This is a genomic window from Microbaculum mangrovi (assembly GCF_051390635.1).
Taxonomy (GTDB): Bacteria; Pseudomonadota; Alphaproteobacteria; order Rhizobiales; family Tepidamorphaceae; genus Microbaculum.
On the sequence record NZ_JBPODT010000002.1, the window covers coordinates 428,450 to 450,416 of the forward strand.

General features: G+C 65.3%; 19 protein-coding genes. 9 read left to right on the forward strand and 10 right to left on the reverse strand.

Going from position 1 to position 21,967, the window contains the following annotated elements:
• The first annotated feature begins 38 nt into the window (after nt 1-38).
• Genes ACSF9G_RS08435 through pssA form a run of 3 tightly spaced genes read left to right on the forward strand, consistent with a single transcriptional unit; the run spans nt 39 to nt 3,601 of the window.
• Complete coding sequence (locus tag ACSF9G_RS08435) at nt 39-1,985, forward strand: ABCB family ABC transporter ATP-binding protein/permease (RefSeq protein WP_436640470.1); 1,947 nt, start codon at nt 39-41, stop codon at nt 1,983-1,985.
• A complete protein-coding gene (locus ACSF9G_RS08440) occupies nt 1,982-2,707 on the forward strand; it encodes a phosphatidylserine decarboxylase (protein WP_436640472.1) in 726 nt (241 codons plus the stop codon). The genes ACSF9G_RS08435 and ACSF9G_RS08440 overlap by 4 nt, the downstream gene beginning before the upstream one ends.
• A 48-nt stretch (nt 2,708-2,755) precedes the next feature.
• A complete protein-coding gene (gene pssA / locus ACSF9G_RS08445; protein ID WP_436640474.1) occupies nt 2,756-3,601 on the forward strand; it encodes a CDP-diacylglycerol--serine O-phosphatidyltransferase in 846 nt (281 codons plus the stop codon).
• 6 nt (nt 3,602-3,607) lie between these two features.
• Here pssA and ACSF9G_RS08450 read toward each other — a convergent pair whose 3' ends face one another.
• Genes ACSF9G_RS08450 through ACSF9G_RS08460 form a run of 3 tightly spaced genes read right to left on the reverse strand, consistent with a single transcriptional unit; the run spans nt 3,608 to nt 8,574 of the window.
• Nucleotides 3,608-6,856, reverse strand: coding sequence for an efflux RND transporter permease subunit (locus ACSF9G_RS08450; protein WP_436640476.1), 3,249 nt, complete (start codon nt 6,854-6,856; stop codon nt 3,608-3,610).
• A complete protein-coding gene (locus tag ACSF9G_RS08455; RefSeq protein WP_436640478.1) occupies nt 6,853-7,992 on the reverse strand; it encodes an efflux RND transporter periplasmic adaptor subunit in 1,140 nt (379 codons plus the stop codon). Before ACSF9G_RS08455 ends, ACSF9G_RS08450 begins: the two co-directional genes overlap by 4 nt.
• 18 nt (nt 7,993-8,010) lie before the next feature.
• Nucleotides 8,011-8,574 carry a PadR family transcriptional regulator gene (locus ACSF9G_RS08460; protein WP_436640480.1) on the reverse strand — a complete coding sequence of 188 codons (564 nt, stop codon included), beginning with the start codon at nt 8,572-8,574 and terminating at the stop codon, nt 8,011-8,013.
• Between the two features lie 231 nt (nt 8,575-8,805).
• On the opposite strand from ACSF9G_RS08460, the gene ACSF9G_RS08465 reads away from it, so the two are divergent.
• Nucleotides 8,806-9,168, forward strand: a complete 363-nt coding sequence (locus ACSF9G_RS08465; protein ID WP_436640482.1) for a hypothetical protein — start codon at nt 8,806-8,808, stop codon at nt 9,166-9,168.
• A 70-nt stretch (nt 9,169-9,238) separates the two neighbouring features.
• Here the strand turns inward: ACSF9G_RS08465 and ACSF9G_RS08470 are convergent, their stop codons facing one another.
• The 3 genes from ACSF9G_RS08470 to ACSF9G_RS08480 all read right to left on the reverse strand — a co-directional run bounded on the left by ACSF9G_RS08470 (nt 9,239) and on the right by ACSF9G_RS08480 (nt 10,485).
• The gene (locus ACSF9G_RS08470; protein WP_436640484.1) at nt 9,239-9,622 is read right to left on the reverse strand and encodes a c-type cytochrome; all 384 of its coding nucleotides are present in this window, start codon (nt 9,620-9,622) and stop codon (nt 9,239-9,241) included.
• 140 nt (nt 9,623-9,762) lie between these two features.
• Nucleotides 9,763-10,119, reverse strand: a complete 357-nt coding sequence (locus ACSF9G_RS08475; protein ID WP_436640486.1) for a metalloregulator ArsR/SmtB family transcription factor — start codon at nt 10,117-10,119, stop codon at nt 9,763-9,765.
• Between the two features lie 30 nt (nt 10,120-10,149).
• On the reverse strand, nt 10,150-10,485 hold the full coding sequence (locus ACSF9G_RS08480; RefSeq protein ID WP_436640488.1) for a hypothetical protein: 336 nt from the start codon (nt 10,483-10,485) through the stop codon (nt 10,150-10,152).
• A gap of 179 nt (nt 10,486-10,664) precedes the next feature.
• Between ACSF9G_RS08480 and ACSF9G_RS08485 the strand changes: the two genes are divergently transcribed.
• Entirely contained in the window at nt 10,665-11,402 is a 738-nt protein-coding gene (locus ACSF9G_RS08485; RefSeq protein WP_436640490.1) for a cytochrome c biogenesis CcdA family protein, read from the forward strand.
• 21 nt (nt 11,403-11,423) lie between these two features.
• Here ACSF9G_RS08485 and ACSF9G_RS08490 read toward each other — a convergent pair whose 3' ends face one another.
• Entirely contained in the window at nt 11,424-11,741 is a 318-nt protein-coding gene (locus ACSF9G_RS08490) for a c-type cytochrome (RefSeq protein WP_436640492.1), read from the reverse strand.
• A gap of 125 nt (nt 11,742-11,866) precedes the next feature.
• Entirely contained in the window at nt 11,867-13,780 is a 1,914-nt protein-coding gene (locus ACSF9G_RS08495) for a potassium/proton antiporter (RefSeq protein WP_436640494.1), read from the reverse strand.
• Nucleotides 13,781-13,928: 148 nt separating this feature from the next.
• On the opposite strand from ACSF9G_RS08495, the gene ACSF9G_RS08500 reads away from it, so the two are divergent.
• From ACSF9G_RS08500 to ACSF9G_RS08510, 3 genes are read left to right on the forward strand one after another with little or no spacing between them, the layout of a single operon-like run.
• Nucleotides 13,929-15,110, forward strand: a complete 1,182-nt coding sequence (locus ACSF9G_RS08500) for a cell surface protein (protein ID WP_436640496.1) — start codon at nt 13,929-13,931, stop codon at nt 15,108-15,110.
• A 56-nt stretch (nt 15,111-15,166) separates the two neighbouring features.
• Nucleotides 15,167-16,105, forward strand: a complete 939-nt coding sequence (locus tag ACSF9G_RS08505) for a DUF6384 family protein (RefSeq protein ID WP_436640498.1) — start codon at nt 15,167-15,169, stop codon at nt 16,103-16,105.
• 9 nt (nt 16,106-16,114) lie between these two features.
• The gene (locus ACSF9G_RS08510; protein ID WP_436640500.1) at nt 16,115-17,566 is read left to right on the forward strand and encodes a coiled-coil domain-containing protein; all 1,452 of its coding nucleotides are present in this window, start codon (nt 16,115-16,117) and stop codon (nt 17,564-17,566) included.
• A gap of 64 nt (nt 17,567-17,630) precedes the next feature.
• Here the strand turns inward: ACSF9G_RS08510 and ACSF9G_RS08515 are convergent, their stop codons facing one another.
• Nucleotides 17,631-18,710 (reverse strand): AbrB family transcriptional regulator, encoded by a 1,080-nt coding sequence (locus ACSF9G_RS08515; RefSeq protein WP_436640502.1) that lies wholly within the window; start codon nt 18,708-18,710, stop codon nt 17,631-17,633.
• 125 nt (nt 18,711-18,835) lie between these two features.
• A complete protein-coding gene (gene ftsH / locus ACSF9G_RS08520; RefSeq protein ID WP_436642092.1) occupies nt 18,836-20,710 on the reverse strand; it encodes an ATP-dependent zinc metalloprotease FtsH in 1,875 nt (624 codons plus the stop codon).
• A 419-nt stretch (nt 20,711-21,129) separates the two neighbouring features.
• On the opposite strand from ftsH, the gene ACSF9G_RS08525 reads away from it, so the two are divergent.
• A complete protein-coding gene (locus ACSF9G_RS08525; protein ID WP_436640504.1) occupies nt 21,130-21,966 on the forward strand; it encodes a nitroreductase family protein in 837 nt (278 codons plus the stop codon).
• Nucleotide 21,967: the final 1 nt, after the last annotated feature.

A 21,967-nucleotide genomic window follows, 5' to 3' on the forward strand; every position in this document is an offset into this window, starting at 1 on the left:
AAAACAACCGCTTTCCCCGACCGGGCGGACCGATAAACGTGAAGCAATCCCCAATCTCCCGCCCCAGCGGTCGGCAGGTGCGCGCCGACGCGTCGACGATCGAGGTGCTGCGGGACCTGTGGCCCTATATCTGGCCGGTCGACCGGCCCGACCTGAAAGCGCGTGCCGTTTTCGCGCTTTTGATGCTGGTCACCGCCAAGATCATCACCGTGCTGGTGCCCTACACCTACAAATGGGCCGTCGACGCCCTGACCGAGCCGGGTACCTTCGCCGCGCAAGTGCCGGACTGGCTGACGTTTCTGTCCGTTCCGGCGGCATTGGTGATCGCCTACGGTGTCTCCCGCATTCTGATGGCGGCGTTCACGCAGCTGCGCGATGCGCTGTTCGCCAAGGTCGGCCAGCACGCCGTGCGCGTGCTCGCCTTCAAGACCTTCGAGCACATGCACGCCCTGTCGCTGCGCTTCCACCTGCAGCGGCGCACGGGCGGCCTGAGCCGCGTCATCGAGCGCGGCACCAAGGGCATCCAGGACATCGTCCGCCTGGCGATCCTGTCGCTGATCCCGACGATCCTCGAATTCACCCTCGTCGCCGTCGTCGTCGCGTTTCAGTTCGACATGAACTATGTCGCCGTGCTGGTCGTGATGGTTTCGCTTTACCTCGCCTTCACCGTCTGGGCGTCGAACCGGCGCATCGCCATCCGCCGCGTCATGAACGACTCCGACAACGACGCCAGCTCCAAGGCGGTCGACAGCCTTTTGAACTACGAGACGGTCAAGTATTTCGGCAACGAGCGCATGGAGGCGGAGCGCTACGACCGCTCGATGGCGCGCTACGAGAAGGCGGCGACGCGGACCTATACGTCGCTGGCCGTCCTCAACGGCGGGCAGGCGGTGATCTTCACCATCGGCATGACCGTGTGCATGGTCATGTCGGCGCGCGCCGTCGTCGCGGGGACCCAGAGCCCGGGCGATTTCGTCATGATCAACGCGCTGTTGATCCAGCTCTACATGCCGCTCAATTTCCTCGGCACGCTCTACCGGGAAATGACGCAAGGGCTCGTCGACATCGAGACGATGTTCGACCTGCTCGACCAGAACCCCGAGATTGTCGACGGGCCGGACGCCCGTCCCCTCCAGGTCCGCGAGGGGACAATCCGTTTCGATGACGTGCACTTCCACTACGATGCCGACCGGCCGATCCTCAAGGGCATCAGCTTCGAGGTGCCGGCCGGGCGCACCGTCGCCATCGTCGGCCCGAGCGGGGCCGGCAAGTCGACGATCTCGCGCATCCTGTTCCGTTTCTACGACATCACCGGCGGCAACGTGACGATCGACGGGCAGGATATCCGCGACGTGACCCAGGATTCCCTGCGCCACGCGATTGGCATGGTTCCGCAGGACACGGTGCTGTTCAACGACACGATCTACTACAACATCGCCTACGGCCGTCCTTCGGCGAGCCGGGACGAGGTGGAAGAGGCCGCCCGACTCGCCCAGATCGACGGCTTCATCGCCCATCTGCCGGAGGGGTTCGAAACCGAGGTCGGCGAACGGGGGTTGAAACTGTCGGGCGGCGAGAAGCAGCGCGTGGCGATTGCCCGCACGATCCTGAAGAGCCCGCCGATCCTGATCCTCGACGAGGCGACCTCGGCGCTCGACACCCACACCGAGAAGGAGATCCAGACGGCGCTCGGCGCGGTGTCGCGCGGCCGCACCGCGCTCGTCATCGCCCATCGCCTGTCGACCATCATCGACGCCGACGAGATCATCGTGCTTGAGAAGGGCCGCATCGTCGAGAAGGGCACCCATCATGTGCTGCTCGCCGAAGGCGGCGTCTATGCGGGCATGTGGAACCGTCAGCGCGAGGCCGCCGAAGCCGCCGAGCGGCTCAAGGAAACGGTGGAAGGCGACGCGGAAGGCTATCTGGACATCAACCGGCATGCCCGGGTCGACTACCTTCCGGCCAACGAGGAAAACGACGCATGAGCCATTCGATAGTATCTGCGATCCGTAACGCCTTCGTGCCGGTGCATCGCGAGGGGTATCCGTTCATAGCGATCTGCGCCGTCGCCGCGCTGATCCTGTTCGTGCTTGACTCGCCGCTTGCCTGGATCGTCGTGCTGATCGGCTGCTGGGTCGCCTATTTCTTTCGCGACCCGCCCCGGGTCACCCCGCTTGCGCCGAATCTCGTCGTCAGCGGTGCCGACGGGCGGGTGTCGTCCGTGGCCGACGCCGTGCCGCCGCCCGAACTGGGCCTGAGCGACGAGCCGCTGCCGCGCATCTCGGTGTTCATGAACGTCTTCAATGTTCACGTGAACCGCGCGCCGGTGACGGGCCGTATCGCCCGCATCGCCTACAAGCCGGGCAAGTTTCTCAACGCCGAGCTCGACAAGGCGAGCGAGGACAACGAGCGCAACGGGTTCCTGATCGAGACGGATGGCGACGTGACGATCGGCGTCGTCCAGATCGCCGGTCTGGTCGCCCGTCGCATCGTCAGTTTCTCGCACGAAGGCCAGGCCGTGATGGCCGGTGACCGTATCGGCCTCATCCGCTTCGGCAGCCGCGTCGACATCTATCTGCCGCGCGGCTCGACGCCGCTCGTCACCGTTGGCCAGACGGCGATCGCCGGTGAAACCGTGGTCGCTGAGCTTCCCAAAGCCAAGGGCGCCAAGGCGTCCGGCGGCGAGCGCAGTTACCGCGTAACATGAGCGTCTTCGTTCATGACCCGGCCGGCCCTTTGAAGTAAGGTCCGCCCCATGTCGATGCCGTTTCCACCTTTTGACCCGGACGAACCGGGCAGCCGCCGTCGCCGCGCGCTTAGCCGTGTGCCCGTGCGCCAGCTATTGCCGAACATGATCACGTTGCTGGCGCTGTGTTCGGGGCTGACCTCGATCCGCATGAGCTTCGAGGACAAGTTCGACGTGGCGATCGCCGCGATCGTGCTCGCGGCCGTCCTCGACGCGCTGGACGGGCGGGTGGCGCGCATCCTGAAATCGACCTCGCGCTTCGGTGCGGAGCTCGATTCCCTCGCCGATTTCGTCAATTTCGGAGTCGCCCCCTCGATCCTGCTCTATGCCTGGGCGCTCGACGGCCTTGGCAATATCGGTTGGATCTCCGGCCTTGTCTTCGCGGTCTGCGTGGCGCTGAGGCTTGCCCGCTTCAACGTCGCGCTCGACGACCGGGACCGGCCATCCTGGGCCGGTCGGTTTTTCACCGGCGTGCCGGCGCCCGCCGGTGCACTGACCGTGCTTCTGCCGGTCTATTTGCAGCTTGCCGGCATTCCCGAGTTTCAGGCCGGTGCGCCCGCGGTGCTCGTCTACGAACTCACGATCGGCTTCCTGATGGTTTCGCGTCTGCCGACCTATTCCGGAAAGCAGTTCGGCGAACGCGTGCCGAGCGAGCTGGTCCTGCCCGTCTTCGTCGCGTTCATCCTGATCGTCGCGCTGCTGATCGCCTTCCCCTGGCAGGTGCTCTCCATCGGCACCGTCGCCTATCTTGCGTCGCTGCCTGTCGCCTTTAACGCGCACCGCAAGCTGGCGGGCCGCAAGACTGCCGGAGGCGGGGAAACCGCCCCGGCCACGAAGTCCTCCAAGGACGGGTAGAGGAGGCTACTCGGCCGCCTGCGGAAAGGCCGGTCCGGCATCGGAAAGCGGTGGTTCCTCGTCCCGCTTGGCCGGGGCCCCGCCGCGGCGGCCGCGCCAGTCCTGCCATTTCTCCGCCCAAACCGACGGCATCGCCAGCATCGTCGGCACGACGATCAGTGTCAGGAGGGTCGAGAAGCCGAGGCCGAAGATCACCGCCGTCGACAGCTGCACCCACCAGATCGACGTGATCCCGCCGACCTGGATGAGCCTGTTCACGAAGTCGAAGTTGATCTGCAGGGCCATCGGCACGAGACCCATGATCGTCGTGATCGTGGTCAACAAGATCGGCCGGAGGCGTTGCGCGCAGGTCTTCAGCACCGCATCGAGTCCCGGCATCCCGAGATCACGGTGCATGTGATTGTAGGTGTCGATGAGCACGATGGCGTTGTTGACGACGATGCCCGCCAGCGCCACCACGCCGGTGCCGGTCATGATCACCGAGAACTTCTGGCCCGTGACCAGCATGCCGATCAGCACGCCGACGACGGACATGATCACCGTCGAGAGCGTCAGGAGCGTCTGGTAGAACGAGTTGAACTGGGTGACCAGGATCACGAACATGATGAACAGCGAGGCCATCGCCGCCTTTCCGAGGAAGGCTTCCGCCTCCTTCTGTTCGGCGTCTGCGCCCCGGAACCGGTAGGAAACGCCGACCGGGAAATCCTGCTTGTCGAGCCAGGCGCCGATCTCGCGAACCTTGTCGTCTGGCAGAATACCCTGTTCCTTCAGGACGTTGGCCTTCACCTCCATCGCGAAACGGCCGTTCTGCCGGGAGATCGTCGAGACCTTCGGCTGGGCGGCGCGCTCGACGAAGTTGCGGATCGGCACGATGCCAGCCGGTGTCGAGATGCGCAGCGTATCGAGCCGGTCGATGGTACGCTCGCTCTCGGGCAGGCGGACCCGGATCTCGATCTCGTCGTCGGAATCGTCGGGCCGGTACTTGCCGACCAGGATCCCGTTGGTGACGAGCTGGACCATCGCGCCCACCGAGGCGACGTTGGCGCCGAAACGGCCGGCCTCCTCGCGATTCACCGTCAGTTCCCATTCGATACCGGGCAGGGAACTGCTGTCCTCGATGTCGCGCAGGCCGTCCACCTCGGTTTCCAGGTGCTTGCGCACGAACGTCGCGGCGCCCTTGACGGTTTCGTAGTCGTTGGCTGTCAGTTCGAGCCTGACATCCTTGCCGACCGGCGGGCCGCCGTCGATCTGTCGGATCTCGACGATGATGCCGGCGATTGGCGCGGTGCGCTCGCGGATCTCGGCGAAGATGTCCTCGGCCTTGCGCCTGCAGCAGTAATCCGACAGCTCGATCATCATGTCGCCGATGACGTCGTTGGGCTTGTCCTGCACCCCGGCGGGATTGACCCCGCCCGGGCCGGACTTGCCGATCGTCGTGAACACGGCGTCGATGCCGGAGACTTCCAGTATCTGCTGCTCGACTTCGTCGACCAGGTCGCGCTGTTCCGCGGCCGACAGATTGCCGCGTCCGCGCACCAGAACGACCACCTGCTGCGGTTCCTCGTCGACGAAGAACTGCACCCCGGCATTGTGCTGGCCATAATAGCTGAACACCATGAACGCGACGCCGATGGTGCCGACGATGACCGCGACATGGCCGAGCGGCCGGCTGGCGACCGCCTTGAGTAAACGGACGTAGACGCCGGTGAAGCCGCGGATATCCGAATAGTCGACATCGCTGTCGCCGGCGAGCATGCGGGCCTGATCGAGATCCTTCGGGCGCGCCGACGTCTTGCCGAAGAGGCCGCCGAGAACCGGCAGGAAGATCATCGCAGTCAACAGCGCTGCCGACAGGATGATGACCACCATGATCGGCAGATAGGCCATGAATTCACCCGCAACTCCCGGCCAGAGAAGCATCGGCAGGAAAGCGGCAAGCGTGGTGGCGGTGGACGAGAAGATCGGCCAGAACATGCGTTGAGCCGCGCGCGTATAGGCCTCATTGCGGGGCAGGCCCTCGGCCATCTTTCGGTCGGCATATTCGACGATGACGATGGCGCCGTCGACCAGCATGCCCACGGTCAGCACGAGGCCGAACATGACCATCATGTTCACCGTCATGCCGATCAGGCCGACGATCAGGAAGCCGATCAGGAACGACGTCGGGATCGCGAGCCCGATCAGGATCGCCGAGCGCATGCCGAGCGCGGCCACCACCACGATCATCACCAGCGCGATGGCTGTGAGGATCGAGGACTGCAGCGAGTTCTGCACCTCGGCGATGAATTCGGACTGGTCGAGCGTGAAACCGATCTTGATCGTGTCCGGCCAGTCGGCCGTTGCCTCGGCGACGATGCGACGGACCTCGGCGTTGTTGTCGATGATGTTGGTGCCGGTCCGCTTGATCACCTGGATGGCGATCGCCGGCGCGCCGTTGAAGCGGCTGAAGGCGGTCGCGTCCTGGAAGGTGCGGCGGATCTCGGCGATGTCGGAAAGCGTCACGACCGCGTCGCCATCGACCTTGATCGGCAGGCCGAACACGTCCTGGCCGGTCTCGAAAAGCCCGGGCACCTTGACGTTGAACTTGCCCGACCCGCGGTCAAGGAAGCCGGCCGGGATGAGCTGGTTGTTGGCGGACACCGCCCGGATCAGCTGCTCCTGGGTGACGCCGTAGGATTCCAGCCGGGTGGCGTCGATCACGACCTCGAGCAGCTCGTCGCGATGGCCGACGAGTTTGGCCTCCAGGACGGTCGAAATGCCTTCTATCTCGTCCTGCAGGCGTCGGGCGTGCTGGAGGAGGGTGCGTTCGGGCACGTCGCCGGACAGCGTCACCACGACGGTCGGCAGGAGCGACAGATTAGTCTCGGCGACCTGCGGCTCGTCGGCTTCGGCCGGCAGATCCGCCTTGGCCTGGTCCACCTTCGCGCGCACGTCGGCGAGGGCCGCGTCCTTATCGAAATCGATGTCGAATTCGAGCAGGATCGCGCCGTAGCCTTCGCTGGCGATTCCGGTGATCTCCTTGATCCCGTCGAGGCCGCGCAGGCGCGTCTCCAGCGGACGCACCAGCAGCCGCTCGGCGTCCTCGGGCGAAATGCCCTGCTGCGTCACCGAGACGTAGAAGACCGGAACATCGACGTCGGGATTGGCTTCCTTGGGCAGGCTGGCATAGGCGATCATGCCGGCGATCACCATCGCGACCAGCAGCGTCAGGACCGTCCGTGTGTGCCCTAGGATGGCGGCGAGGGCTTGCATCATTGGGAGGCGTTCCCCGTCTGCGCACTGGTGGAGGCCGTTTCGAAAACCGGCTCCACGCGTTCGCCCGGTTTGACGTAGTCCTGGCCGACGGTGATGATCGTGACGGTGTCCGGCAGGCCGGAGACCCACACGGTCCCGTCCTCGTTGCCCAGGATCTGGACCGGCATGAAGGCGACCCGATTGCCGTCGGTGAGCGTGCGCACGCCGATGACGCCCTTGTCGTCGAGGGTCAGGATCGCCGGCGAGAACCGGTGCGCCTTGGTCGTTTCGAGCGGAATGGCGATTTCGGCGGTAACGCCGTCGCGCAGCCGGCCGTCGGGATTGGAAACCGACAGTTCTATGCGGAACGTCCGGGTCGCTTCGTCGGCCGAAGTCGCCACGAACCGGAGCGTGCCCTCGGCCGTGTCGCCGGTAACCAGCCGCGCCGAACCTGCCATGCCGGGCGCGATGCGGCCCACGTCGCGCTCCGAAACCTGGGCGACGACCAGCATCGGGTCGGCGGCGACGATTTCGGCGCACGGGTCGCCGACGCTGAGCAGGGTGCCGATCTTGGCGGGCAGGTCATCGACGACCCCGTCGAACGAGGCTTTGATTTCCGTGCGCTCCAGGTCGAGCTGCGCCTCCGACAGCACCGCCCTGGCCGCGTGCATGGCGGCCTTCGCGGCACGCACCCGCGTTTCGGCGGCATAGCCCTTCTCGTTGAGCTTGCTGGCCGCGTCGTGGTCGAGTTCGGCCTGGGCGAGCCCGGCCTCGGCGCGCAGGATATTAGCCGTTCGGCTGCCGGCTTCGAGTTTGCAGATCACGTCGCCTGTCGCGACCTGTTGGCCCTTCCTGACCGGAATTTCTTCGACGAGGCCCGGCGTCTGCGCCCGAAGAGTCACGCGCTCGGCCGCCTCGGTGCGGCCGCGGACTTTCAGCTCGGCCGTGCGGTCCACCGAGGCGAGGGTGCCGACGCGAACGCGGAACGGCTTTGCTTCGTTGCCGGATGCGTCCGTATCGGCCGAAAGGCTGCCGTCCTGCGCGTCGGGTTCGGTGACGGCGGTATTGCCCTGGCCGCCGACGATGACCTCTCCGGACGCCAGCCAGCCGGCAATCGCCACGGTGATCACGACGGCCCAGATATACGATTTTCGCATGGGATTGGTCTCCGGCGCCTATACGGCGGCTTCGGTCGCGTCGGCGGTTTCGGTGGCGATCTCGGTGCCGGCACTGGCAATCAGCGCGTCGCGGTTCTTGATCAGATGGGCGCGGCTGGCCTCATAGACCGCCAGACCGTAGCCGATGGTCCAGCGCATGCCCGGATCGTCGCATTGGGCCTCGAGCGAGCGGATCGTCTCGAGCATGCGGTCGAGCTGGGCGACCCGTTCTTCGATCAACCGTGCCATGTGGGCCGGCTCGATATAGGCGGAGCACGTGGACGCCAGCAGGAACTGCGACTTGAAGATATCGGGCTCGACGGACTGGTGCAGCGCATCGACGAAGGCGGCACGCCCGGCCGGCGTGATCGAGTAGACCTTCCGCGCGGGCTTGCCGGGCTGAACCTCGTCGCGGCATTCGACGAACCCTTCCTCGGTCAGCCGGTTCAGCGCGGGATAGATCGCGCCGAAGCTCGTGTCGACGAAATAGCTGAAATCGCCTTCGATCGACTGCTTGCGGATCTCGTAGCCGGTCGCCTCGCCGAAATTGAGGATCGCGAGGCATAGCGTGCGGGCGTTCATTCTCTCATACCCTCTTCGTAAGGTCTGTTTATATATCGGGCGAGCATATGTCTGTCGAGCATATGTTTTATCGATATATAGACGGGGCGGCAAAGGGTCAATGTCGCCGCGGCGTCGCCCCGGGGTGGAACCCGTGGTTAGGTCCGCGCGCCGGGGGTGCGACCAGTCGACGCCTTTCCTTGGTCGGCGCAAAACCCGATTATCGTCGCATCAACGCAAACGAGGATCGCAATGGCCCGGATCAATCCCCTGCCATCGCCAAAGGACGGATCGCGGCGCGGCCAGCCCTCGCTTCTGCGGTTCTTGGCGCTTCATCTCGCGATCGGGGCGTCCGTCGCGGTTCTTGTCGTCACGGCGCTGATTCTGACCGACGCGCACGCGCTCGGCCGCCTGATCATGGAAGACCGTGATCCCGTCGTCGCCATCGCCATGCTGATGATCGGCTTTGTCATCACCATCGGCAGCGCCGCGATGGGGGCCGCGATCATGGGGCTGCCCTATGACAAGGACGACGGGACCAGGGGGCGCAAGGTCGCGGTCCGTGTCACCAACGAGCCGGTCCTTGCCAAGGCGGGCGCTGCCGTTCGGCGCTGAGCCTAGAACGGCACAAAAAAGCGCCGCGGAATCCCACGGCGCCTTTCACAATTCGTAGAGCGGTCGCGTCCTACTGGGAGTATTGCTCCAGGTAGGCGATGACGTCCTCGATCTCGTCTTCCTTCTTCAGGCCGACAAAAGCCATCTTGTTCTTGGGGATGAAGTCCTTCGGCTTGGTGAGGTATTCTTCCAGCGTGTCGTCGGTCCAGACGAGTCCGCCGGCTCCGGCTTCGATCATCGCGTCCGAATACTTGAAATCCGCTCCGGTCCCTGCGGTGCGGCCGATCACGCCATTCAGTGATGGGCCGACCTTGTTCTTCGCGCCTTCACCGACTTCGTGGCAGGCACGGCACTTCTTGAAGACTTTCTCGCCCTTCTCGGCATCGCCGTCGGCATGAGCCGGCAGGGCAAGCACGGCGGCGGCGGCGGCGGCGAGAACGATACGCCTGATCATTAGGCACTCCTTGTTCGTGTCCGGGGGATCGTTGTCGGGTCATCCAAGGTCTGGTTCCGACTGCTTATGATTATCATTGGCGCCATTTTTACGACCGTGTGATCAAAGGGAAATACGACAAATCGGCGCACGGGCACTGGTCAGTCAGCTGTTTCCTCGGTCGCCGGAACGGCGCAATAGATATCGTACAGGACCGAGATTACCCGTTTCACGTCCTCGCTCGCAAGGCGGTAGTAGATCGCCTTGCCCTCGCGTCGCGTCTCGACCAGACCGTCGATTCGAAGCCGCGATAGCTGCTGCGACACGGTCGGCTGGCGCAACGCCAGCATTGATTCCAGTTCGGTTACGGTTTTCTCGCCGCCCGAAAGGATGCACAGGATCAGCAGCCGACTTTCGTGCGATAGCGATTTCAGCAGGCTGCTTGCCTGCCTGGCGCTGGCGAACATCTTGTCCAGCGCATCGGATTGCGGATCGGAAGCGGTCGCGGGGAGGGCCATGGCGGCTTTCGAGCTGTTGTGAACCGAAAATTACACGCCGGCTTGATAAGGCGCGGCCGCTGCCGTGGTCAAGGACGGGCGGTTTTCGTCCGGCTCGATACGGGCGATCAGGTCGTCGAGCTGGGTCCAGAATATGTCCTTGCCGGGATACCCCATGATCCGCCCGACTTCGCGGTTGTCGTCGACAAGGACGAAGGTCGGCGTGTAGCGGACGCGGCTCTTCAGCTCCAGATCGTCGGGCAGCGGGTCGCGACGCAGGTCAAGGCGCCTCAGCGGTGCGATCTGCCCCTGCGGGCTTTCGGCGTAGTCGGGGGCGACCTCCGCATCCCAACGCGCGCACCATACGCAGCCATCGTCCTCGAACATCAGAAGCTCGGCCGAGATTGCCGGCGCGGCGATCACGAGTCCGAGAGCGAATGTGACGATCCGTAGCAACATAGGTCATTGAGGCGGCGTGCCGCCCTCCGGTATTCGGAAGTGCCACGGTATATAGTATCCCGGCAACGGGTTGCGAGCGTTCGTGGACTCACATCGGGAGCAGGTTAATGGGGCTGGACATCACCATCTGGGGCGCCTTCGTCGCCGGGCTGCTGTCTTTTGTCTCCCCGTGTGTCCTGCCACTGGTACCGCCGTATCTGACCTTCCTGGCAGGAGTCACCCTTGACCAGCTGACCGGAGAGGGTCGGACGCGGGTGCCGCGCCTCAAGGTTTTCCTGGCCTCCCTGGCCTTCGTTCTCGGCTTCACCACGGTCTTCGTCGTGCTCGGGGCCAGCGCCTCGGTTATCGGCCGCGTGGTGATGAGCTATCTGGATATCTTCGGCTACATCGCCGGCGCCATCATCATCGTGATGGGCCTGCATTTCCTCGGCGTCTTCCGCATCGGGCTGCTCTACCAGGAGGCGCGGATCCACGTGGAGCGCCGTCCCGCCGGGCTTGTCGGTGCATTCCTTGTCGGCATCGCCTTCGCCTTCGGCTGGACGCCATGCGTCGGGCCGGTGCTGGCGGCGATCCTGTTCGTGGCCGGAACCGAGGATACGGTGGCGGACGGTGCGATGCTGCTCGCCGTTTATTCGCTCGGCATCGGCCTGCCGTTCCTGTTCGCGTCTCTGTTCGCCGGCCCGTTCATGGCGCTGATGCGCCGGTTCCGCTCGCAGATGGGCAAGGTCGAAAAGGCGATGGGCGCGCTGCTGGTGCTGACCGGCATCATGTTCCTCACGGGCCAGATGGCGGCGTTGTCCTACTGGCTTCTCGAGACCTTCCCGGGCCTTGCCAGCATCGGCTGATATCGGCTGCCTGCGGGAGCCCTACTGCTTCAGGCTCCGGATGTAGCCGACGAGGTCCTGCACCTCGATATTGGTCAGCGACATGTTCGGCATCGGCGGGTGCGGCATGCGCATGAAGCTCGCCAGCCGCTCTTCGGTTGCGTCGGGATTGTCGGCCAGCGCCGGGAACGACGGCGGACCGGCCGGCACGGGTTTCGTCTGCTCGCGGTCGATGACGTGGCAGTTGATGCACCAGGTTTCCGCCAGGGCCCGGCCGTGGTCGACATCGACCGGCTGGGCCGTCGCGGGGAGGGCCGTGAGCCCGAACAGGGCGGGCAGGAGGATCGTGAGAGGCTTCATGGATCTCCGTTCGCTGCCGGGCAGCGCTTGTCGCGTTGTTGACGAATGCCGATCATGGACCAGCCCGGGCGCGAGTTAAACCGCTCCCAATGTCGTGCGTCTATGGGTTTCGTGTAATTCGGCCATCACGCGTCCTTTGTCGCTTCGATCCTCGCGGGCTCCGGTGCGTTCTTCGCCTCGCCCGTTGCGTCGGTCGCAGCGGCGGCGCTCGCCTTGGCGGCCTTTGCCGCCATGCGCCACATTTTCCAGCGCGCGTAGCGCTGGCACAGGCCTTCCTCGATCTCGTCGATATTCCAGAACATTGGTAGGCGCCGGCCCGTCGGCTCGACCGGCGCCAGGCTGAGTCCCACCGTCTCGATGTCATCGTCATCGCCGATGTCGCGCACGATCAGCTCGATCGGCCCGAGCAGGATGCGATCGCCGCGTCGCGGTTCGCTGCCGAATTCTCGTGTAAGGAAATCCGCGAGCGTCGTTTCGCCGGGGGCTTCCGGCAGCGTGACTCCGTATTCGCGGGCGATGTCGGCCATGCGCGCCTTACCGTCGAGGGCGAAATCGCCGAAATAGACGCGGTCGGTTTCATCGAGAGCCACCGCGCTGGCGAACAGGCGGTCGAGGAGGCGGATATAGCGCGGCGCGGTGAAGATGTAGACGTAGTCGCCGACTTGCGGCGGGCCGGCCTCGAGCGGCTTCATCGACCGTCCGTCGCGCACGACCAGCGACGGGCGCGCCCAGCGGGGAATGCGTTCGCCGGTCGCCACCGGGCTGTCCTCGACGATGTGGTAGGCGACGAGCTCGTGCGTCGCACGGCCGGGCAGTTCAAGCTCGACCTTCTCGACCGGTCCGATATCCGGCGGCACGACGAGGCCGAGCTTTTTCGCCACCGGCCGGATCGTCCACCCCTGCAGCATCATGGAAGTCAGAACGACGATGAAAGCGATGTTGAAGAATGCCTGGCCGGCGGGGATCGCCGCCATCATCGGCAGGATCGCGAGCAGGATGGACACCGCGCCGCGCAGCCCCACCCATGAGATGAACGCCGTCTCCTCGCGGGTGAAACGAAAGGGCAGCAGGCAGAGCCAAACGGCCAGGGGGCGGGCGACCAGCATCAGGAACAGCGCCACGACGATGCCCTGAACCCAGATCTTACCGAATTCGGACGGCGTCGCCAGCAGGCCGAGGATCAGGAACATGCCGATCTGGGAGAGCCAGGTCAGCCCGTCCTGGAACCTGCGCAGGAGCGGCATGCCCTGACGACCGAGATTGCCGGTCATCATGCCGGCGAGATAGACCGTCAGGAAGCCGCTGCCGCCCGACAGGCTGACCAGCGCGAACATGAGAAGCGCCAGGCCGAGCACGATAACGGGATAGAGGCCCGGCTCGAGCCTCAGACGGTTGATGGTGGTGGCGATCAGCCAGCCTCCGCCGATACCGGCCACGGCGCCGAAGCCGATCTGCCTGACGAAGGCTTCCAGGAATGCGATCACCGGTGCGCCGGTGTCCGGCCCGGCGATGATCATGTCGACCAGCGTTGCCGTCAGGAAGACCGCCATTGGGTCGTTGGAGCCGGATTCCACCTCAAGCGTCGCGCGCACCCGCTCGCGGATCTTGATGCCGCCGACGCGCAGCAGGAAGAAGACGGCGGCGGCGTCCGTCGAGCTGACGATGGCGCCGAGCAGCAACGAGGCCCGCCACGACAGGCCGGCCAGCACGTGGACGACCAGGCCGACGAGCGCCGTGGTGAGCAGCACGCCGATGGTGGCCAGCGTCAACGATGGCCACAGGGCGCGGCTTGCCGTCTCGAAACGGGTGTTGAAGCCCGAATCGAACAGGATCACCGCGAGTGCGACGGAACCAATAAAGTAGGCGACCGGTGCGTTGTCGAAGGACAGCCCGAGACCGTCCACCCCGACCAGCAGGCCGATTCCGAGGAACAGCAGCAGCAGCGGCGCGCCGATGCGGAACGCGATCAGGCTGGTCAGTACGGCCAGCACCAGCAGCGCCGAGCTGATCAGGATGAAAAGGAGCGGTAGATCCAGCATCGCGCCAGTATGTCACCAAATAAGGTGAAAAAGTTCCATATTTGCGGTGAAATCGGGCCGTCGCGTCTTATTCTTGGCGACGGATGACACTAAATTACCGGACCCGGACCGACGGTTTCGAGGCGGACGGCTAGAGAGGGAGTGAGTTATGAACGAGACGACGGGCCAGTCGGCGTCGTTGACGCCCATGCAGTATCTCGATCGCGCAATGGGAGCCCTTCGCGATATCGGTCTGGTGCCGAAGGAAGGCGAGGAAGCGCCGATCGTCGCGCTGCTGAACAAGATCTCCGATCTTGCGCCGGAGAAAACCGTGGTCATTGCCCGGACCCTGCAGCAGGCCTCGTTCTTCAACGAGGTGGTGCGCGAGCAGATTGCGGCGATGAACATCGGCGAGCGCTACGACGACATCACCAAGTCGTTCGATTCCATCCGCGACGACGCGAAGGGGATGGTCGATCAGCTCTCCGACGGCACGATCAGTTCCTGGGAGCGGGTGCAGAACGTCTGGATGAAGGTCAGCCGCGGCGATATCGCCGACCGGTTCGATGACATTCGGGAGAGCTATCTGGACGTTGCCCGCGACACCAAGGACCAGATCGAGCGCGAGCACGTCATCCAGGAAGCCTACAGCGATTTCCGCGGTGCCCTTAAGAACGCCGAGGTGCTGGCGCTGGAGGTCCTGAAGGCCGCCGAGGAGAAGCTCGATGCGGCCGGGAAGATATTGGAGGAAGCCTCGGCCAATGTCGCCGCGGCGACCGACGTGGAGCCCGCCGAACGCGCGCGCCTCGAGCTCGACCGCGACGAGAAGATGCGTGCGATGCAGGACGAGGACAAGCGCTACCAGGTCGCCAAGGACCTCTCGGACAACCTGACCATCGGCTACAACACCTCGGAAGTGGTGATGGCCCGCCTGATGCAGACGACCAACGCCAAGGAGCGGGTCTATCAGCAGGCGATCAGTTTCTTCTCCACCAACGAGACGGTGCTCACCGCGCTGAAGGCCTCGTTCACCGGCCTGTTCGGCCTGAATGAGTCGACCAAGACGCTAGATGCGATGAAGGAGGGCGTGTCCAAGAGCCTGGAAACGCTCGGCGAGATCGGCAATCAGGTGCAGGAAGCCGCGCTGAAGGCCGGCTACGGCCCGACGGTGCGTGCCGACGCGGTGAAGAGCCTTGTCGATTCCGTGATCGGCTTCCAGGAGCGGTCTACCGAGATCATCGCGGAGATGCGCAAGCTCGCCACCCAGAATTCCCAGGAGATTCGCGACGCGGTGGAGGACGGCAAGCGCCGGCTCGCCAAGCTCGCGGCCGAGGGGAAGACACTGGCGTGACGAACCGACCCCCGTTTGAGGTGAGTTGAGAGCCTCAGCGGAACGGACTGGGCGCAATGGCTGATCCTGCACCGAAACAGAAGCGACCCCTCGAAGAGGTCATGCTCGCGATGGACGTGGTCGACACGTTGCGCCATCGCGAGAATCTCGTCGCGCGCGAGCTGAACGAGGAGGAGCGCGACCGCCAGCTGATCGTGCGGTTGCGCGAGATCTATGCCTCGCAAGGTATCGAGGTGACGGACGCGATCCTGGCGGAGGGCGTCAAGGCGCTGAAGGAGCAGCGTTTCGTCTACACGCCGCCCGAGCCGAGCTTCTCCGTATCCCTGGCGAGGCTCTACGTGCGCCGCCGCGCCTGGGGCAAGGCGGCGCTCGGCATCGTCGCCGCGGTCGCGATCGCCTGGGGCGCCGGGCATTTCCTCGTGACCGTGCCTGCAGAGCAGCGTGCCGAAGCGCGGCAGATAGAGCTGACGCAGACTTTGCCCAAGCGGCTCAAGAACTTGTCCGCCGCGATTGAATCAGGATCGCAGGTGCCGGAAGCCAAGCAGATGGCCCAGTCGATCCAGGCGGACGGCGACAAGGCCCTGGCCGAGGACGATCTCGACGGCGCCCGGTCGGCCGTCGCCCAGCTCGAGGATCTGCGCGACCGGCTCGATCAGGAATATGTCCTGCGGATCGTCTCCCGCCCCGGTGCGACCTCCGGCCTGTGGCGCATCCCCGAGGCCAATCCGGACGCCCGCAACTATTACCTGGTCGTGGAGGCGCTCAACCGCAGAGCGCAGCCGGTGACGGTCTCCGTGACCAACGAGGAAACCGGAAAGGCCGAGTCCGTGACCCAATGGGGCGTCCGCGTGCCCGAGTCCACCTTCAACAGCGTGCGTCGGGACAAGGAAGACGACGGCATCATCCAGGAGGACATCCTCGGCGCCAAGCGCCGGGGCACCCTCGAACCCGATTACGCCATGCCGGTCAGCGGCGGCGTGATCACCGAGTGGTAGGCGCGCGCGATGTCGAAGGGCCGCAAGACGCTTGAGCGCATCGATCGCGAAATCGCCGGCTTGCGCCGTGAGGAGGAGAAACTCACCGCCGAGATATCCCGGATGGCCGAGCGGATCGCGGCGCTGCGCGAGAAAGAAATCGAGGCCTTCCGCGCGTTGGCGGCTTTCCGGCTTGGCCAGGACGGCGATGCCGAGCTCGGTGGCCGGCTCGATCGCGCGCAGGCCGAGATCCAGCGGCTCAGGTCCGCTCGGGACTCCGCGCTCGCCAACCTCGCCCAGGAGATAGAGCTGGCCTCCGCGGAGATCGATGCCCTGGAAGCCGACCGCGATCGCCTCTCCCGGCGCATCACCGACCTGCGCGCGCAGGTCGATGCGAAGGACGCGGAACTCCTCGAAAGGCTGAAGGACGATGCATCCTACCTGGAACGCATCGCCGCCGTCGAAACCGCCGAGAAGGTTGCCGTCGAGGCGGAGCGCAAGGCGGAACTCGCCAAGGACGACCGTATCGAGAAGGGCGCGCCCTACGAAGCCGACCCGCTTTTCATGTATCTGTGGAAGCGCGGTTATGGCACCTCGGACTACGGCGGGCGCGGGCTTGCCCGCATGCTCGATGCCTGGGTCGCGCGTCTCGTGCGCTATCACGGCGCGCGGCCGAACTATCACATGCTGCTCGAGCTTCCCGAGCGCCTCGGCGAGCATGCCGTGCGATCGCGCGAGGCGGCCGACGACGAAGCCAGGCGTCTCGTTGCGTTCGAAAGCGAGAAGCGGGGCGAGGCCGGCATTCTCGGACTTGACGAGAATGTCGATGCCGACGAGGCGGAGCTTGCGAAAGTCGCCGAACGGCTGAACGAGCAGATAGGCGTGCGCACGGCGCTCGAGACCAAGCGTGCGGCCGTCAATCGCGGCGAGGACGAGGCATCGAGGTCGGCGATCGACACGATCGTTGGTGCCTTGCAGGACACGAGCCTGAAGCAGCTTCACCGCGCCGCGCTGTTGACGCCCGATCCCACCGACGAGCGGCTCGTCGAGACGATCGACGATTTGCGCGACGATATCGAGGATCTGGAGCACGATCTCGACCGCCGCCGCAAGGTCGAGCGCGATCTCGAGAACAAGCTCGGAGAATTGCAGGAGGTCCGCGGCCGTTTCGTTGGCGAACGCTACGACGATGACCGCTGGGAATTCGACGACGACATGGTCGAGGATTTCCTGAAGGAGCTTCTGCGCGGTGTCATCTCCGGGGCGGCCGTATGGGCGGAAATGCGTCGGCGCGGCAAGTACTCCGACGGCCCGTCGCGACCAGGCCCCTGGGGGCGGGCGCCCGGCGGCGGCTCGATCTTCAAGCCGCGCCGGTCGGGCTCATCGGGCGGATTCGGCCGTGGCGGCTTTGGTCGCGGCGGTTTCCGCACCGGAGGCGGTTTCCGCGGCGGCGGCGGCTTCCGGACGGGCGGGAAGTTCTAGGTTTCCTGAAAATCGATGTCGACAATTCCCGAGCGGCCCGGATCGCGCGCGGTAGGCGCTGTATTCAGGCCTCGTCTACCCGCTTCGAGACGACGTGCCGCCACAGGAACGGCATCAACCCGATCGACAGCGCGATGCGCGCGATATGGTGGCTCGTGATGAAGGCGACGCCGATGTTGAGTGACAGGGCGATCAGGCTCATTTCGGTGACGCCGCCCGGCGCATAGGCGAGGATCAGGGCGGCCAGCGGCTCGTCGACGAACTGCGACAGGGCGAGGGCGGAGACGAGCGTCATCGAGAACATGATCATGGTCGCGAAGATCGCCGCGACCATCAGCTTGCCGGCGGCCTTGATGGATACGCCCGCGAAGCGGGCGCCGAGCGCTGAGCCGACGACGATCTGGGCGAATATGATCAGCCAGACCGGCGGGCTCGCCACGGTGATCTCGGTGGCGTGCAGGATGGCGCTGAGCGCCAGGGGGCCCGAGATCTGCGCGCCGGGCAGGCGTATGAGCCTGCCGCCGAAATAACCGACCACGGCGCAGCCCCCCAACAGCACCAGGTCGCGCAGTTCCATGGTTGCGCTCCCGTCCGGCACCAGGCTCGTCGGCCCGGTCGGCGTATAGATGTGCCGCATCAGGAAGGGCAGTGCGATCACGGAGATCAGTATCCGGGAAAAATGGATCAGCGAGATCGTCCGCCCGTCGCCGCCCTGGCCCTCGCCGATGATCGCCATGTCGATCAGACCGCCCGGGATCGAGGCGAAATAGGAGGTCGCCGGGTCGAACCGGTAGACGCGTCGATAGAACTGGTAGACCAGGCCGGAGGTCGCGACGATGTAGACGACCAGCGCGGACAGCGTGATCCACCATTCGCGCATCCCGGCGACGACCGCCGGCGTGAAGCCCGAGCCGAGCATCACGCCGATGATCGGCACCATCATGGTGCGAAGCCACATGGGCACGTGGACGCTGTGGCCATTGAGCTGGATCCCGGCGATGCCGATCAGGCCGACGACGAGCATCGGACCCATCATCCACGGCAGCGGCAGCCCGGCTTCCGACGTCGCCCAGCCCGCCGCCGCGCCGACGGCGACGGTGGCGAGCGTCTTGGTGGTTGCGATCAGGTGCCCGCTGGCGGCCATGGGGCGGGCATTGGACTGAAGGTGGGAACCATGGAACTGGTTTAGACGCCGGGAGCGCCTGCGACAATCTGACCGAGCCGCAAGGCAGTCATGCGAAAAGGATAGGCGGCCGGTGCGCCGGCGCTTCAGTCGACCCGCAACTTGTCGTCCATGCCGACCTTCGGCGTTTCCTCTTCCGCCGCCTCGCCGGCGGGCACTTTGCCCCTGATCGGCGCGAAATCGGCCGCGGTGATCGTTTCCCGTTCGAGCAGGAGCCGCGCCCCGGCATCGAGATCGCCGCGCCGTTCGGTGAGGATCCTGATCGCGTCCTGGAATGCGTTTTCGACGCGTGTCTTGACCGCGACGTCGATCTCGCGGGCGGTTTCCTCCGAGTATTCGCGCGTCTGGAAGGCGCCGTAGGTTTCGCCGAGGAAGGCCTGACGTTCCTCTTCGTAGACCACCTGGCCGATTTCGCCGGCCATGCCGAAGCGCGTGACCATGCGCCGGGCGATATCGGTCACCTTGGCTAGGTCGTCGGCGGCCCCCGTGGAAATCTCGTCGAAGACGATGTGCTCGGCGGCGCGCCCGCCCATCAGCACCGTCATGCGGTTCTCCAGGTCCGCCGTCGATTGCAGGAATCGGTCCTCGGTCGGCCGCTGGATGGTGTAGCCGAGCGCGCCGACCCCGCGCGGGATGATCGAGACCTTGTGCACCGGGTCCATGCCGGGCAGCGTGGCGGCGACGAGGGCGTGGCCCATCTCGTGATGCGCGACGACGCGCCGTTCGTGCTCGTTGAGCACGCGGCTCTTCTTCTCCAGCCCGGCGATGATCCTCTCGATGGCATTGGTGAAGTCGGCCATCGTCACCTGGTCGCCGCCGCGGCGGGTGGCCAGAAGGGCCGCCTCGTTGACGAGGTTGGCGAGGTCGGCGCCGGTGAAGCCTGGCGTCAGCGCCGCGATCTGGTCGAGCGAGACATCCTCGGCGAGGACCTTCAGCTTCCTGATGTGGACCTGAAGGATCGCCAGCCGGCCGGGCCTGTCGGGCCTGTCGACCAGCACCTGCCGGTCGAAGCGCCCGGCGCGCAGGAGCGCCGGGTCGAGGATTTCCGGCCGGTTGGTCGCCGAGAGCAGGACGATGCCTTCGGACGGATCGAAGCCGTCCAGCTCGGCCAGGAGCTGGTTCAGCGTCTGCTCCTTCTCGTCGTGCCCGCCGAGGGCGCCGCCGGCGCTGCGCGCGCGGCCCAGTGCGTCGAGTTCGTCGATGAAGATGATGCACGGCTTGGCCTTGCGCGCCTGCTCGAACAGGTCGCGCACCCGCGCCGCCCCGACGCCGACGAACATCTCGACGAACTCGGAGCCGGAAATCGAGAAGAACGGAACACCGGCCTCGCCGGCGACCGCGCGGGCGAGCAGCGTCTTGCCGGTGCCGGGCGGGCCGACCAGGAGAATGCCCTTGGGGATGCGCGCGCCGAGCCGGCCGTAGGTCTCCGGGTCGCGCAGGAAGGCGACGATCTCCTTTAGTTCGTCCTTGGCCTCGTCGACGCCGGCGACGTCCTTGAACGTCACCTTGGTGTCGCGCTCGACATAGACCTTGGCCTTGGACTTGCCGACGGTCATCAGCCCGCCGAAGCCCTGCTTGTCGGCAAAGCGGCGGATGAAGAACGCCCACAGCCCGAACAGCAGCAGGACCGGCAGCACCCAGGACAGGAGGTTCGACAGGAACGTGTCCTCGACCCGTCCGTCGAACTTGACCTTGTATTTCTCGAGTTGCTCCGCGACGGCCGGGTCGACCCGGTTGGTGATGAAATAGGTGCGGCCGTCCTCCGGTTCCGCGAACTTGCCGAACAGCTGCTCCTTGCGGACTTCGACCTCCGCGATCTTCCCGTCCTTCAGATACTGTTCGAATTCGGAGTAAGGGATCGGCTCGACCGTCTTCCAGGTCGTGTACCAGCCCTGGAACAGGAGCAGGAGCGCGAGCGCGACGAGCGCGTACCAGAGATTGATCTGATGCTTCTTTTCCAGCTGAGCCATGCCGCTGCCCGATCCTGGCCGATGGGTCAGACTGGTCTATTACAAGCCCGCCCGCCCGTCACCCCGTGCGATCCTTGGCCGCCCGTTTCCGCCGGCTTTGGCGGGGCGAGCCCCCGGGGTCAAAAGTCTGTTCCAGCGCATCACGCGTGGCTTCCTGCTCATGGAAACTGCGAAGGAACGCCGGCAGAGTTGAATCGGATTGTGAGGTCGGCCGCGAGGGCGAACGTCCGGAATCGATGCTTTAACGGCGCGGACTATCCGATTCATCCGACTCGTCTTTTCGCGCTCGCCGCCGCCGGCCGATTGAATCGGATTCTCAGCCGCTTGAATCAATCTGTGAAGTGACCCGGTTGCCGGGCATGCCGTCCCTCGCATAGCCTCTTGCAGCCAGCAGGGGGAGGGCACCGCCCATGTCCGAACGAGCAGTAGCGCAAGCAGACCACGCCGCCGACTACGATGCCCTGATAGATGTGATGCGCCGACGCCGCAGCGTGCGCCGCTTCGAGAAGGGGCACCGGATCGACCGGGACACGCTGATGCGGATCGCCGAGGCAGCCCGCTGGGCGCCGACTGGCGCCAACACACAGTGCTTCGACGTGCTGATCGTCGACGATCCTGACATGCGGGACAAGGTGCTGGAGGTCTTCCTGCGCCAGTCGAACCGGCTGATCGCCCACGTGAAGGGGTTCCCGGCGGTCAAGAAGACCTATCTGGCCAACACGGTCGCCATCGTCGTCGTGCTCGGCGATCCGCGCTGGAAGGCGTCGTTTCCGAATGCCACGGATTCGGACTGGGAAGACGAGTACCACGCCAACAACGAGAACATCCTGCTCGCCTCGATCGGCGCGGCGATCCAGAACGTCCAACTCGCGGTCACCGCGTGCGGGCTGACGTCGGCATGGTTGTCCGGCGGCGGCGAGGCGACGACCAATCGCGAGCTGTCCGAATTGCTCGGTTATCCCGACCCGCTCATTGCCTACGGAACGATCCCGATCGGCTATCCCGAGAAGGACGTTTCGCTGCGCTGGCGCAGGCCGGTAGAGCAGATCGTCCACTGGAACGGTTACGAGAAGGACAAGTTCCGGCCGCAGGAGCTGGTCGATTTCTATGTCGAGAAGCTGCGTCCGTTCGCCATGTATCGGGGCGTCGAGGACATGCGCGACTGGGAGGACTTCGAGGAAAAGGCCGGCGAATGGGCGGATGCGCTTACCGGGCCGACGATCGGTTCGCGTAGCGAGGACAGATAGT